Raw genomic sequence first — 14436 nt, 5'->3', positions numbered from 1 at the left:
GACGGGCTGGATCGACCGCCTCTCTGGCTTTAAGGAATGACGGCGTGGCAAGTAAGCTTGCCACGCCGTCGTTCTGCGCAGTGGGATCCGTGCCCGGTGATTGAATCCGCCCTGTTCTTCGCACTCGGCTTCCTGTGCGCCGCGTTCCTCGCGTTGATGATCGCGCCGGCAATCTGGCGGCGGGCAGTCAACCTGACACGGCGGCGCATCGAGGCGTCCGTGCCGCTGACGCTCAACGAGCTGCAGGCGGACAAGGACAGGCTGCGGGCGGAGTTCGCCATGACCACGCGTCGTCTCGAAATGAACCTGAAAGAGGCGAAGCAGAAACTGGCCGAGCAGAGCGCGGAAGTCGCGCGCAACCGGGACACCATGAAGCGGCTGACGGCCGAGCGCGACGAAGGAGCCGCCGCATCGGCTGCACATGGTTCACGCAGCGCCGAGATCGCAGCCGAGTTGCATCGCCGCGAGGAGCAGCTTCAGGAAACCACCGGCCGGCTCGACGAAGCCAACCGCAGCCTTGAGGCCCGCGCGCTCGAGCTGAAGCGCCTGAACGGCCTCTTCGACGAGGCGACCTTGGCCGCCAGCGGCCGCCAGATCGAGCTGGCGGCACGTGAATCGGAGGTCGAGAAGCTGAGTGACGACCTTTCGCGGGCAGCCCGCGATCAGCGGGAGGCGGACCGTCGCTTCAACGCTCTCGACGTGGAACGCAAATCCTCTACCGACGCGCTGGGGACGGAGAAAAAGCGAGCCGCGGATCTCCAGGCCAAGATCGACAGCTTGATGTCGACCGCCGCCGATCGGGAGGAGAAGCTGGACCGCCGCAGCAGGGAACTGGCGCGCTTGAGAGACCGGTTGAAGGACCTGTCGGATGTCGAGGTCGACCTTGGCGAGAAGCTGACCGAAGCGAACGCCGAGAGATTCAAGCTTGAAAGTCAGGTTGCCGAATTGACCGAGCAACTGGCGTCCATGCCCTTGGGCGCGGGCGGCGAAGGCGGGGCTGGCGGCGACATGGCGACAAAGGGAGATCGCACGCGCATGGAGACACGTCTGGCTACGCTCCTGCGCGAGAACAAGAGACTGCGTGCCCAGCTTGGCGCGCTTGAGACGTCTGCCGCGCGGGACTCCAGTGCCCAAAGCCCTGCGAGCGCCAGCCTGCGGGAGCAGATCAGCAATCTCGCAGCAGAGGTAGTCAACATGGCCATCATGCTGGGCGACAGCGATTCCGACGCCGCCAAGGCGATCGCCCAAGCGCCCGACGCACCGCGTCCTGTCGACGCCGACGGCAAGGTCGTCGTCAGCCTGGCCGACAGGGTTCGCGCGCTGCAGAAGGCGGCTGCCTCCAAGCAGTAGGCTGCCCGGTGGCTGGCGCTCAGAGCGCAGCCGGACGCAGACGCCCGAAACGGCGCATGACGTCCCGCAGCTGCTCGTGATCGATGCCGCGGCAGATTTTTCCGGGCGGCTTGAAGGTCGGCGTATCGCGTCCCGCGACAAGGGAATTGATCACCCCCTCCTCGACCGCCTCAACGACTGCGAGATAGACCGGGTCGATCCATTCGGCATTGAGGAATTCGAACGTCTCGCGGGAACCCGCGATGTGCGGCAACGGACGCTCGTTCGCCGTGGAGATGGCCAGGAAGAGATCGCCGGAGCTGTTGCCGCCGGGCGTCCCTCCCCTGCCGACACCGATCGCGGCGCGGCGGGCGGCATGCCGCAGCGACAGCGGCGACAAGGGCGCGTCAGTCACGACGATCGCGATGATGGAGCCGGACTCGGTCTGCCTCAGGCGGCCCTCCGTCAAGAACTCGCCGACCGGAACGCCCAGCACCGTCAGCCATGGGCGCAGCCCGTGATTGGCCTGCACGAGCGCGCCGACTGTGTAGGTCGCGCCATCGATCCTGACCCGCCTCGAGGACGTTCCCGTGCCGGCCTTGAACTCATAGGCGATCATGCCGGCCCCGCCGCCGACCGCCCCCTCCGCGACCGGACCTGAGGCGGCCGTGTCCAGCGCCTCCAGAGCATGCTCGGCGGTGACGTGCAGCCCGTTGATATCGTTCAGCGTGGCGTCGCAGGTTTCGGCGACCACGGGCATGGTCCAGAGCCGCTGCTCCTCGAAGGCCTTCGCGTAACGATCGATCGTCCATTTGACGGCGCCGTGATGCGCCATTCCGATCGAATGGGTGTTGGTGATCAACACGGGACCGAAGAAATAGCCGGCATCGTTGATCCAGTGTGTGCCGGTCATCTCGCCATTGCCGTTGAGAGCGAAACAGCCTGCCCATGCCGGAACGGGGCAATCGCGATCGTCACGCGGCAGAAGCGCGGTCACGCCTGTGCGTATGCCGCGCTCCGGATCGATGAGCGTCGAGAAGCCGACCTTGACCCCGGCAACGTCGGTCACGGCGTTGTCGCTTCCCGGCGCGCCGCGAAAATCGAGCCCCAGCGAGCGAGCGCGCGTCGTGGTCATGTCGCTTTTTACCTCGGGCAAAGTCGGCGTCGGCGCCTGTCTTCTCAGAAGCCTACCTTGAGGCCGATCTTGCCCGCAAGCGTCGTGCTGTCCGACGAGGCCTTCCCCCGCACCTCCGCGCTTAACGTCGTCGATTGCGAAACCTTCAGGTTGAAGCCTGTCGAAAGTGCCCCCGAGAAGTCCGCATCGTCGAACGCAAACCTGACCCCATCGATGCTGGCGGTGTTCTCGTAGCTGAAGCGCTGCTGGATGTCGGCGCGGGCATAGGGGCTGAAGATCATGCCGTTCTCGAGCTCGTAGTCGGCATAGATGCCGGGCTCGAACTTGAGTGCGCCGAACGAGATGCGCGCCTTCCCGTAGGAGTTACCCCCACTGTCGGTGAAGTCGCTGCCCTCGAACCACACGCCGAGCAGGCCACCGCGCAGATCGAACCGGGCGCGGTCGCCGATCGCGTAGATATGCCCGACCGACCCCGTCACGGCGTATCCTTCGGTATCGTAGCTGCCGGTGGTCCCGAGCACGTCGTTGGTTACGTCGGTTTGGCCGAGGAAGGCGGTCGCCGAGACCAGCCCATAGTTCAGGCCTTGCCGGAACAGCCCGTAGCCACCGAACATGCCAGCCTCGTTGCTCGCCTCGCCGACGCTTGCGAACGACTCGAACCCGTCCATATCGACATCGGTCGACGTATAGCCGCCGAAGGCGCCGACATTCAGGCCATATTTGTCGTCGTAGCCGAAGTGCTTCGCCACGTTGAAGTCGAGGCTGATCGCCGCAGAGAAGTCGCTGGCATCGAACGATGGACCTGTCGCGACAATATTGTCGCCGGAGATTTCGAAGCCGTCGTGATCCACCTCGGCGAACTGGCCGGAGGCGAACACGCCGAAGGAAGGCGTGACAAACACACCCCGGCTGCGACCGGTCAGTCCCAGGCCGAAGTCGGCGGCGTCGTCGTTGATCCCGTCGAGTGCGTCGAGGGCAGTGTCCACGGATGCGACGTCGATCGCGTTGTGTGGGGCCAGGGCGACCCCCGCGCTCACCGGCGTCGCCCTGAGCACGAGGCCGCCGCCGGCACCCTGAACGAGCTGGAAGCTGAAGAGGGCGCCGGGGGTAGCCGGCGCTCCCGCCACGACGAACGTGCCGGCGACCGGAGCATTCGCCGACAGAATGATCGGAATGTCGGTCACCCCCGCAAAGTTCGGAGCGCCCAGCAGGTTGACAAGGATCGTGTTGGTCCCCGCCGCGGCGAAGCCGCCAGCCACGATCTGGTCGGCCTGGATCGTCTGCTGGTTGACGTCGACGCCGATCGTTGCGCCATTGAGCGCGAGCCCGCCAAGGGTGAAGACGTCGTTCGCGACGCCGTTGATCATGGATATCGTGGAGCCGTTCGCGATCAGCGTGCCGGTGAGTTGCGACGGCCCGGTGACGAAGAGTGTCGAGCCGGGGCCGAGCGTCAGCGTGTTGATGTTGTTGGTCGAGCCGGGCCCGAACGCCAACATCGAGTTCTGCGTAAGCAGGCTGAGAAAGCCGGTGAATAGCTGGGTGCCGCCTGCCGCGAGGTTGGTGTTGTTGATGGTGCCGACGGCGTTGGCGCCGCTGAAGACCCCACCGTTCAGCAACACGAGCGGCGCTGCCGAGGCCGAGTCGTCGATGACAAGCGTGTTGCCGGTGAGGCCCGTGATGTTGCCGCCGATCGTGCCGCCCGTCAGCGTGACGGTCTCGGCACTGATGTCGCCCTGGATGACGCCGCCTGACACCGATACCTGATCGACGCCGTCGTTGCCGGCCACGAAGCCGGCGATCGTGCCGCCACTGATGCTGAGCGCGTCGTCGCCGGCGCCGCCGCTGACTGCGCCGTTCAGCGTGCCGCCGGTCATCGTGAAGACGTCGTTGCCGTCCTCCAGTCCGACCGCGTCCGGCCCTCCGCTGGAGATCACCTGGATGACGGCGCTGCCGGAAATGGTAACGTTGTCGTCCTGGCTGCCGGCGAAAATCGATCCGCCGATCGTGCCGCCCGACATGACATAGGTGTTGCCGCCGCCGAGGCCGAAGATCGAGCCCGAGATCTCTCCGCCGCTCATCTGGAACTGGTCAGCGCCGGCCCCGAGGCTGAGACCGATCACATCCGTCGCGCTACCGATCGTACCGCCGCTCATGTTGAAGACGTCGATCCCGTCCAGCATCTCGATGACGCCGGTGCTGGGATCGAGGAAGAACTCCGGATTGGCGTCAAAAACGGGCGGCGGAAACGAACTCACGGAAGAGATCGTGCCGCCGGTCATGGTGATCGTGTCAGGACCGTTTCCGTCATAGCTGACCGTAGCAAGGCCGATCGGCCACGCGGTGAAGCTCGTGGCGTACGGCGCGGCGGTATCGCCGGCCACGCAGGAGACGGAAACCGACGTCGCCACGCCGCCGACGACGGTCGGGGTGGCGGTGCAGGCTTCCGCCGCGGAGGGAAAGAAGGCCATCGCCGCACCAATGGCGAGCGCCGAGACGCCACCGAAGCGAACCGACTTCTTGCAGACGAGCATGGTGTCCCCTTCCGATCTCGCCGCATCGGAACGCACGGCGGCGTCTGGCAGCTCAACCGCGGCCCTCTCCGCGAGATCGGGGCTGATTCATGCCAACCGAGCTTCGAACATAACATCACCGTTTGCTGCGCGACATAGTTAGCCGCAGTCATGCGTCTGTCGGGTAGAGCGTCTGAACTGATCGAAAACGCAGCAGCGCGAACCATTTTCTGGAATCCGCCGGTCCTTAATATTTCCTTCCAAGCATTTGAAATGGAACATATTTGCTGATCTGTTAATAGACGCAACAACGCCAGGATTCCGAACAGGATGGCTCCCGCTGGGCATGTTGCATGAAAAGCACGATGCGCGTCCTTTTGCTTGGACGCGTGCAGACTAGATGCTCACATCAACCTGAACGTGCTTGCCGTTTCCAATCGCCGCAAGACGTCACCGGATGGCGTCGCCCTATCTTTGAAGCGGTTGTTGGTGTAAAAACTTGCTGGTCTTTGGCGGCGCCGGCGGATCATCCCGTCAGATCGAGGAATGCATCGGCGACCCGCTGCTGTTCGCGAGACAGGAACGGGCAGTCTGACATGGCGTTCTACAGAGCTTTCTTCACCATCCCGGCAGTCCTGTTTTTCGTGCTGCTCACCGCAGTCGCAACACGCGCCGCGGTCGAAGAGCAGGCCGGTGCGCAGCCGCGCAATCGCCTGGCCATCGTCATCGGCAACTCGAACTACCAAAGCGCCCGCCTGGACCGGCTTCCCAATGCCGGGAACGATGCGCAGCGGCTCTCCGAAAGCCTGAAGAGATTGAACTTCGAGGTGCTGTCCGCAAGCGACCTGACCTCGGACGGCTTCAAGAAGCTGCTCGGCGACGCGGAAAGAAAGCTGCCGACCGCAACGTCGGTGCTGATCTTCTATGCCGGCCACGGCATCCAGATCCAGGGCGAGAACTATCTATTGCCGATCGACACGCTCGACCCCGACAACGTCGAGAAACTGACCGCGCGGGCGATCAGGCTGAATGAGGTGATCGCGCGTTTCGCCAGCCGTGACCGCCAGACCTTCATCTTCCTCGACGCATGCCGCAACAACCCGATGGGCCAGGGAGCGGGCAGCGACGGTCTGGCCCAGGTCGAGGTCGGCGAGAACACTTTCGTGGCGTTCGCCACCCAGCCCGGCAATGTGACGGTGGACGGCGCGGGCCAGAACAGCCCCTTCACGACTGCCCTCCTGAAAAATGTCGAGATACCGGGCCTCAGCATTTCCGACATGATGATCCGTGTCCGCAACGAGACCGAGGCCCTGACGGTCGGCCGCCAGGTTCCCTGGGACCAGTCGAACCTTCGCGAGCAATTCTATTTCACCGAGCAGCAGGTCCTCGACCCGACCCAACTCAGCGCCAGCCTGTCACGCATCCTCGCCGACCCTGCGGCGAAGGAGAAGCTCCAGGTCGAACTTGCTTCCAATGACCTGCAGACCGCAGTGCTGATCGTGGGTCAGACGCTGCGCTCTGTCGAAGGACCGGCCGCCGCATCCGCGCCGCCCGCCGGCACGCAGGTTGCGACCCTGTCCAGGATGGAGGGCGCGCGCGACAGCGTGGTCTCGGGCCTCGAGACGCTCATCGTCGGCACCTCCACCGGCGAGGATTCGGAGGCGAAGGCGACCGAGCTGGCGCGCAGCGTGCAGACGGAACTGCGCCGCCTCGGCTGCTATCGCATGGAAGTCGACGGCGACTGGGGCAAGGGATCTACACGCGCCCTTGCGGACTACTATCGCAACACAAAGCAGGCCGCCGGCGCGACCGAACCGACCGTCGAACTGCTCGGCGACCTGTTCCTCAGATCAGGCCGCATCTGCAAGCAGCCGGTGGCGGTCAAGAAGGTGCGCGAAGCCAGCGCATCGACGGACAGCGGTCGCAGGGCCACGAACGGCAAGCCCACCAAGCAGCGCTCGACACGGCGCAGCAACAGCGGGACGCGCCCGGCTGCCCCGCCTCCTGATATCAGCGGCGGCATCGGCATTGGCGGCGTGTTCTAGCCGCTCGCGCCCGGCCGTCCCGCTGGTTTGCGCCGATGCATGGTCCCAACGCCCGACAGGCCGTCCGAAGCACCGCCGTCATGTACCGATGCCTTGAACCTGGGCAGGCCGCGCCTCTGCGATCTTCCATCGACAGTTCCAAGGCCTTGGACTAGCATCGCAATCAGCGACTGCGAGCATACCGATACGTGCGTTTTCCGGGTGGAGGGCTTCACCGAAAATGTCCTGGTATAGCAAGGTAGCCTGGTCGGAGGGACTGTTCCTGCGGCAGCATCATCTGCAGCAGAACGACCGCTATTACGAACGGCTGCTGGAAAGCCGCGTCGCGCAGATCTCCCCCTACCCCTGGGGCTTTTCGCAGATCGAGATCGATCGCGACTTGGCGCAGCAGAACAAGTTCGCGCTCCGCCGGGCGACCGGCGTCTTCCAGGACGGCACGCCCTTCGACATGCCGGGCACCAGCCCCCTGCCCGAACCCATCGACATGCCGGAGGGCATCGACCGCCAGCTCGTCTGGCTCACCCTGCCAGTCGCCACCGTCAATGGCCGCGAAGTCGACATGCCGGAAGCGTCGAGCGGCAGCCGCTACGCGCGCGATCTCGAAACCGTGATCGATTCCGCCTCCAGCCTGTTCGTCGAACAGGAGATCGAGGTTGCGCATCCGCGCGTCGAGTTCGAGGTGCGCAAGACGCCCAAGCCTGGCTTTCATTCGCTCAAGGCGGCGCGCGTGCTGGAGGTGCGCGACAAGACGATCGTCTTCGACGAGACCTTCGCCCCGCCGGTGCTGGTGACGCATGCGCACCCGGTCGTCTCCGGCTGGATCGATCGCGTGATCGGCTGGGTCGACACCAAGCTCGAGACGCTTGCACGCTACGCCGCCGACCCGAGCTCGGGCGGCGGCCTCCAAACATTCGACTACTTCATGCTTCAGATGCTCAATCGCGAGATCAACGTGCTGAAGCACATGCGGGGCTCGAAATACGTGCACCCGGTGGAGGCCTACAGGCAACTGCTGCGCATGTCGGGCGAATTGTGGACGTTCTCGCCCAAGCGCCTTGCCGCGGAATACGGAGAGTACGACCAGGATTCGCTCGACACCGTCTTCGAGCCGGTGCTTGGCGACATCCAGCGCCTGCTCAGCCTCGACATCGGCCGCGCCATCAGGCTGAACCTGATCGAGCGCGCGCCGAACGCCTTCATCGCGCAGGTGACGGACCGGGCTCTTTTCCGCAACGCGACCTTCGTCATCGAGGTGGCGGCAAGCCGGCCGCTGACCCAGATCCAGCAGCAGTTCCCGGCGCTCTGCAAGGTGGGGCCCAACACCCGCATGAACGAGATCGTGCAGACGCATCTGCCCGGCATCGAACTCGTCCACATGCCGACGCCGCCGCGCCAGATCAGGGCGATCTCCGACCACGTCTACTTCTATCTCGACAAATCCTCCCCGCTCTGGCCCGAATTCAGCCAGGCGACCAGCATGGGCCTGCACTTCGCCGGCGAGTGGCCGGGCCTGCAACTCGATCTTTGGGCCATCATGGAAGACCGACGATGAGCTCCAAGGACGATCCCTTTGGCTCAGGCGGCAAGACGGTCATTCGACCGAACCCCGGCGGCGCGCTGCGTCCGGAACAGTTCAAGCCCTCCCCGATGCCTGGATCGTCCAACGGAAACGAACGTCCCTCCGAGCCGACCGTGTTTGCGCCCCAGCAGGCGCGGCAGCCCGCGCCCGGCGCGCCGGGCCGCCAGGATCCGGCCAGTCCGTTTGCCGATCCGGCGAAGCGCTACAGCGTGCCCGACGCCGAAGACGACTGGATGAAGGGCGGCGCGGGCAGCGCCTTCTTCCCCGGCAGCGCAGAGCCCGGCCAGCCTGTCGAGCCCGTCGAGAAGATCCCGCTTGAGGTGGCGCTCAACGCCCGCGACGGCGGCGAATACTCGGCCGCCAATCCGATCACGACCGCGGCTGCGCCGCTGCTGATCCTCCTCGGCAGGCTGCGCCTCATGATCATCGACATGCAGGCCGTGCCGCTGATGAACCATGTGGCGAACGCGATCCGCGAATTCGAGCGCAAGGTCACCGAAGCCGGCGTTCCGGCCGAAGATGTCCGCATCGCCAAATACGCGCTGTGCGGCACCGCCGACGACATCGTCCAGAACCTGCCGGGCACCGACAGGCACGTCTGGATGCAGTACTCGATGCTGGCGCAGTTCTTCCAGGTGCGCACTTCCGGCGTCGGCTTCTTCGAGGCGCTGAACAAGCTGCTGGCCAATCCGGCCCAGCACTTCGACCTGCTCGAACTGATGCATGCCTGCCTGTCCCTCGGCTTCGAGGGCCAGTACCGGGGCATGGCGGGCGGCGACCGCGACCTGCAGCGCGTGCGCCGCGACGTCTACGAGACGCTGCGCCACCTCAAGTCGCGCCCCGATGAGGACATCTCGCCCCGCTGGCAGGGCATGGCGAAGCTGATGTCGAACCTCGGTCCGCGCATCCCGCTGTGGGCGATCGCCGCGGCCGTCATTGCGCTGCTGGCCGGCATATACTTCCTGCTGCGACTGCTCATCGGCAATGACGGGGACGCCCTGGCCGACAAGCTGCTGGCGCTCAATCCGAACGAGCCGATTACCATCGAGCGAGCCGCCTTCACGCCCTATGTCGAGGAGCTGCGCGACCAGACCCAACTGGAGCGCATCCGCGCCGCCCTCGCCCCCGAGATCGCCGCCGGCGGCCTCGACGTCGTCGGCAAAGGCGACTTCATCGTCGTCGAGATCAACAACCTCCTGCTCTTCGCCTCCGGGCGAGCCGAGGTGAAGGATGAGTTCGCGCCGATCGCCGACCGCATAGCCGCCGCACTGGAGCCGGAGCCCGGGCCGATCAGGATCATCGGCCACACCGACATCGTGAAGCCGAAAAGGTCGAGCGCCTTCAAGTCCAACTACGACCTGTCGGTGGCGCGAGCGAAATCGGTGGCAGCCGTCATTGAACCGAAGATCAGCGATCCGTCCCGCCTGGCCGTCGAAGGCAGGGGCGAAGACGACCCGGTGGCCGACAACGCGACGCCCGAAGGCCGCGCCAAAAACCGCCGTGTCGACCTGATGATCCCGCGAGAGGAAACGCTGAACCTGACGAACGCGGCCGCTCCGCAGGCGGTGCAGCCATGAGGGCGTGGCTTGTCACCATCGCCATCTGGCTGGCGCTCGTCGCCTTCGTTCTGGCTGTCTGGTTCGGCGGACCAATGATCGGCTTCGGGGACGTCCACCCGCTGGAGCCGGTCTGGCCGCGCGCTCTGATCATCGCCATCGTCCTGCTCTGCGTGGGCGGCTACTACGGCGTCCGCTACTGGCGCAAGCGCAAGGCGCAGAAGGCGCTGGAAGCCGCCGTCGCCGAAACCGAAGCCGCGACCGGCGACGCCAGGGTGCTGGGCGAGCGCATGACCGAGGCGCTGGAAACGCTGAAGCGCTCCAGCGGCAAGCGCAACTTCCTCTACGAGCTTCCCTGGTACATCATCATCGGTCCGCCAGGTGCCGGCAAGACGACAGCGCTGGTGAACTCCGGACTGAAGTTCCCTCTGGCCGGCCCCGAGGGTGCGAAGGCTGTCGCCGGCGTGGGCGGCACGCGCTACTGCGACTGGTGGTTTACGGAAGAAGCCGTGCTGATCGACACGGCTGGCCGCTACACCACCCAGGACTCCGACGTGGACGCAGACAAGAAGAGCTGGCTGTCCTTCCTGTCCCTCCTGAAGAAGAACCGTGTGAAGCAGCCGATCAACGGCGTCATCGTCGCCATCAGCCTCGAAGACCTGATGAAGCTCAGCGGCGAGGAACTGAGCGCCCACGCCGCCGCCATCCGCAAGCGCCTGCTGGAGATCCACAACGAGCTGAAGATCGATTTTCCGGTCTATGCGCTGTTCACCAAGGCCGACCTGATCGCCGGCTTCATGGAGTATTTCGGCAACTTCACGGAGAACCGGCGTCGCAGGGTGTGGGGGGCGACCTTCCAGACCGAGGACCGCAGGAAGAATCTGGTCGGCCAGGTTCCGGCGGAATTCGACGACCTGGTCAAGCGACTGACCGAAGAAGTCACCGACCGGCTGCATGAGGAAGCCGACCCCATCGCGCGCATCGCCATCTTCGGCTTCCCCGCGCAGTTCGCGACGCTCAAGGAACGCGTCGCCGATTTCCTCAACCGCATCTTCGAGCCCACCCGCTACCAGGTGAACGCCAACCTGCGCGGCTTCTATTTCTCCTCCGGCACGCAGGAAGGCACGCCGATCGACCAGGTCCTGGGCGCCATCGGCCGCAGCTACGGCAGCCAGTCGGCCGCGGCCCACATGTCCGGAACCGGCAGGAGTTTTTTCCTGCGCGATCTGCTGACGAAGGTCATCTTCGCGGAGTCCGGCTGGGTGTCCCTCGATGCGGCGGCGATGCGGCGCGCAGCCATCCTGCGCTATGGCGGCATCGCCGCACTCGCCCTTGTCGCGATCGGCGCGCTCGGCGCATGGGGCATCAGCTTCGCGAGCAACAAGACGCTGATCAATTCGACCGACAACGCCGTCGAGCAGTACCGCGTCAACGCAGACGCACAGCTGAAGAGCAACACCATCGCCGACGTCGACCTGGAGATCGTGGTCGGCGTGCTCAACACGCTGCGCACCCTGCCGGTCGGCTACGAAAACCGGGACGCCTCCACGCCGACCAGGGAAACCTTCGGCCTCAGCCAGCGCGGGCGGCTGCTGTCGGCTTCGGAGACCACTTACCGGCGTGCACTGGAGCGCATGTTCCGCTCCCGCCTCATTCTCCAGATGGAGCGCACCATCGAAGCCAACATGAACGACCCGGTCGTGCTCTACGAGGCGCTCAAGGTCTACCTGATGCTTGGCGGCAAGGCGCCGAGGACGGAGGACGAGCTGATCGTCGCCTGGATGAACCAGGACTGGCAGGATCGCTATCCCGGCCCGGCCAACCGCAAGGGGCGCGAGGAATTGGAGCAGCACCTGCGGGCCATGCTGGAGCTTGACGACGGGCACGACCCGCTGTTCGAGCTCAACGGTCCCCTGATCGAATCCGCCCAGCGCTCGCTTGGCCGTATGAACATGGCCGACCGGGCCTATGCGCTGATCAAGTCGGCCACCTACGCCGCGCCGATGGAGGATTTCTCGGTCGCCGCCCGCGCCGGTCCCGACGCCAGCCTGGTGTTCGAGACGATGGACGGAAGCGATCTCTCCGCCATCGCGGTGCCGGGGCTCTACACCTATGCCGGCTTCAACGACTTCTTCCTGACCCAGTTGTCTGCGGTCGCCGACAAGATCGCGGACGAGCAATGGGTCATGGGCGAGATCGGCCAGCAGCAGGGTATTGAGGAGCAATTCCAGCGGCTTGGCCCCGAACTCCTCGACCGCTACGGAAAGGATTTCGTCGAGGCGTGGAACGCCGCGCTGGACAATGTGAAGCTCAAGGCCATGTCGGCGGACAAGCCTCAGTATGTCACGCTGTCCGCCGCATCCTCGCCGACCTCCCCGATCAGGCAGCTCTTCGAGGCGGTCGCGCACGAGACCATGCTGACCCACGAGCCAGAAGGCGAAGCCCAGGCCGCCGACGGCGACGCGGATGTGGACGCAGCGGTCGATGCGGCCACAACGAAGGTCGTCGGCAAGGTGGCCTCGCGCGCCGGTGGCCTTGCCCGGATCGGCATCGACCTTGCGGTCAAGAAATCGAACAGCCGCGCCGGCGGCGCATTCGCCAACGCCGCCACGCAGGTTCCGGGCGCCAATATCGAGGCGCAGTTCCGCGAGTTCCACATGCTGGTCGACGGCGAAGCGGGCAAGCGCCCGATCGACGCGCTGATCCAGAACTTCTACGAGGTGTATCAAAGCCTCGTGCTTGCGGCGACCAACCCCTCGCAGGCCGAGCGCGCCAACGCCAACCTTCAGCTCCAGGTGGTCAATCTGCGCGCCAACGCCTCGCGACTTCCGAAGCAGCTTGCACGCATGGTCAACGCCGCGGTCGACGATTTCGAGGGCGACGCCGCCAACACCTCGATTGCGCAGCTCAACCAGATGCTGGTCGCGACCGTCACGCGCCCCTGCGAGCAGGTGATCGCCAACCGCTTCCCGTTCTCCCGCAAGAGCGGCCGCGACGTGCCGATGGCCGACTTCGCACGGCTGTTTGCGCCCAACGGGGTGATCGACCGCTTCTACGCGCAAAACCTCGCGCCGCTTGCCGACATGACGGGCGACAACTGGGTCTGGAAGCAGGACACGCGGCTGGGGCGCGAGCTCTCGAACCCGGCGCTCAAGGAGTTCCAGCGCGCCTCGAAGATCCGCGACGCATTCTTCCCGCAGGGCGGCTCGATGCCGGCCGTGGCGATGACCTTCACGCCCTTCTCGCTGCACGGCGAAGTCCAGATGGCGCTGCTCGACATCAACTCGCAGGTCGTGCAGAGCCAGCAGGTGGGCGGTATCCCCTACCAGGTCACCTGGCCGGGCAGCATGGCGTCGGGTTCCGTCAATCTGAGCTTCCAGCCCCAGATCCCCGGCCGCCAGTCGGCGATCAATTTCGACGGCCCCTGGGCGCTGATGCGCCTCTTCGACGCCGGTTCGGTCACGAAAAGGGGCGACAACATCATGGCGCGCTTCGTCGTCGGCGGGCGCGACGTCGCCTACACGATCCAGGTCGGCGCTATCGACAACCCCTTCTTCCTGCCGGCATTGTCCGAATTCTCGTGCCCGGCGGGCCTGTGAATGGGCTTCGGGCTGTTTGGAAAACTGCCGCAAAAGCGCGACTTCATCTCGCTGGGTATCGCGCCGAGCCTGCTCGCGCCGCTCGAGACCTGGCTGCAGTCGGCGCTTGCCGCCAGCCGCGCCGAGCTTGGGCGGGATTGGGAGCGGCATTATCTCGTTGCCCCGCTCTGGCGTTTCTGGATCGGACCTTCGGTGCTGGGCACGACAGGCGCGGGCGTCGTGATGCCCTCGGTGGACGGCGTCGGACGCTACTTCCCGCTGATGGCGCTGTATGCCTGCGCCGAAACCGAGCGGGTTCCGCCCCCACCCTTCGCGCCCCAAAGCGAGTGGTACGCGGCGATCGAAGCCCGCCTTCTCGCCACACTGGACGCCGACGGTCCCCTCGCCATCGACACCCTGCTGGCGGACCTCCCGGCGCCGTCCCTCGAACGCGTCCGGCAAGGAGAGAAACAGTTCAAGGGCGGCACGCTCTGGAACGGTCCCCCGCACTCCAGCCCTGCCGCGCTGCTGACCGGCATCGTCGAGGCGGACTACCGGCAAACCGCGGAGGCGAGAAGCTTCTGGTGGACGACCGGCAGCGAAGCGAGCGGGCCACTGGTCTACAGCGCCGCGGGACTGCCCGACCCTTATTTCTATACTCTGATGCTGAAGTCTGTGGCAGATTGATCGAGGAACGGGTGTGA

At 65.5% G+C, this 14436-nt stretch carries 8 protein-coding genes; 6 read left to right on the top strand and 2 right to left on the bottom strand.

Annotated elements, in window-relative coordinates:
- Positions 1 to 96 precede the first annotated feature (96 nt).
- Positions 97 to 1350 carry a coiled-coil domain-containing protein gene (locus PD284_RS09290; protein WP_274627921.1) on the top strand — a complete coding sequence of 418 codons (1254 nt, stop codon included), beginning with the start codon at positions 97 to 99 and terminating at the stop codon, positions 1348 to 1350.
- Positions 1351 to 1369: 19 nt separating this feature from the next.
- Here the strand turns inward: PD284_RS09290 and PD284_RS09285 are convergent, their stop codons facing one another.
- Both PD284_RS09285 and PD284_RS09280 read right to left on the bottom strand, forming a co-directional pair.
- Positions 1370 to 2464 carry a P1 family peptidase gene (locus PD284_RS09285; protein ID WP_274627920.1) on the bottom strand — a complete coding sequence of 365 codons (1095 nt, stop codon included), beginning with the start codon at positions 2462 to 2464 and terminating at the stop codon, positions 1370 to 1372.
- A 44-nt stretch (positions 2465 to 2508) separates the two neighbouring features.
- On the bottom strand, positions 2509 to 4995 hold the full coding sequence (locus PD284_RS09280) for an autotransporter (RefSeq protein WP_274627919.1): 2487 nt from the start codon (positions 4993 to 4995) through the stop codon (positions 2509 to 2511).
- 575 nt (positions 4996 to 5570) lie between these two features.
- Between PD284_RS09280 and PD284_RS09275 the strand changes: the two genes are divergently transcribed.
- The 5 genes from PD284_RS09275 to tagF all read left to right on the top strand — a co-directional run bounded on the left by PD284_RS09275 (position 5571) and on the right by tagF (position 14419).
- Complete coding sequence (locus PD284_RS09275) at positions 5571 to 7019, top strand: caspase family protein (RefSeq protein ID WP_274627918.1); 1449 nt, start codon at positions 5571 to 5573, stop codon at positions 7017 to 7019.
- A gap of 220 nt (positions 7020 to 7239) precedes the next feature.
- On the top strand, positions 7240 to 8571 hold the full coding sequence (gene tssK / locus PD284_RS09270; RefSeq protein ID WP_274627917.1) for a type VI secretion system baseplate subunit TssK: 1332 nt from the start codon (positions 7240 to 7242) through the stop codon (positions 8569 to 8571).
- The gene (gene tssL, locus PD284_RS09265; protein ID WP_274627916.1) at positions 8568 to 10175 is read left to right on the top strand and encodes a type VI secretion system protein TssL, long form; all 1608 of its coding nucleotides are present in this window, start codon (positions 8568 to 8570) and stop codon (positions 10173 to 10175) included. The genes tssK and tssL overlap by 4 nt, the downstream gene beginning before the upstream one ends.
- A complete protein-coding gene (gene tssM / locus PD284_RS09260; protein WP_274627915.1) occupies positions 10172 to 13753 on the top strand; it encodes a type VI secretion system membrane subunit TssM in 3582 nt (1193 codons plus the stop codon). Before tssL ends, tssM begins: the two co-directional genes overlap by 4 nt.
- Positions 13754 to 14419 carry a type VI secretion system-associated protein TagF gene (gene tagF / locus PD284_RS09255; protein WP_274627914.1) on the top strand — a complete coding sequence of 222 codons (666 nt, stop codon included), beginning with the start codon at positions 13754 to 13756 and terminating at the stop codon, positions 14417 to 14419.
- Positions 14420 to 14436: the final 17 nt, after the last annotated feature.

This window comes from Mesorhizobium shangrilense, from assembly GCF_028826155.1.
In the GTDB taxonomy this organism is placed as follows: Bacteria; Pseudomonadota; Alphaproteobacteria; order Rhizobiales; family Rhizobiaceae; genus Arvimicrobium; species Arvimicrobium flavum.
This window is presented reverse-complemented; position numbering and strand designations above follow the sequence as displayed.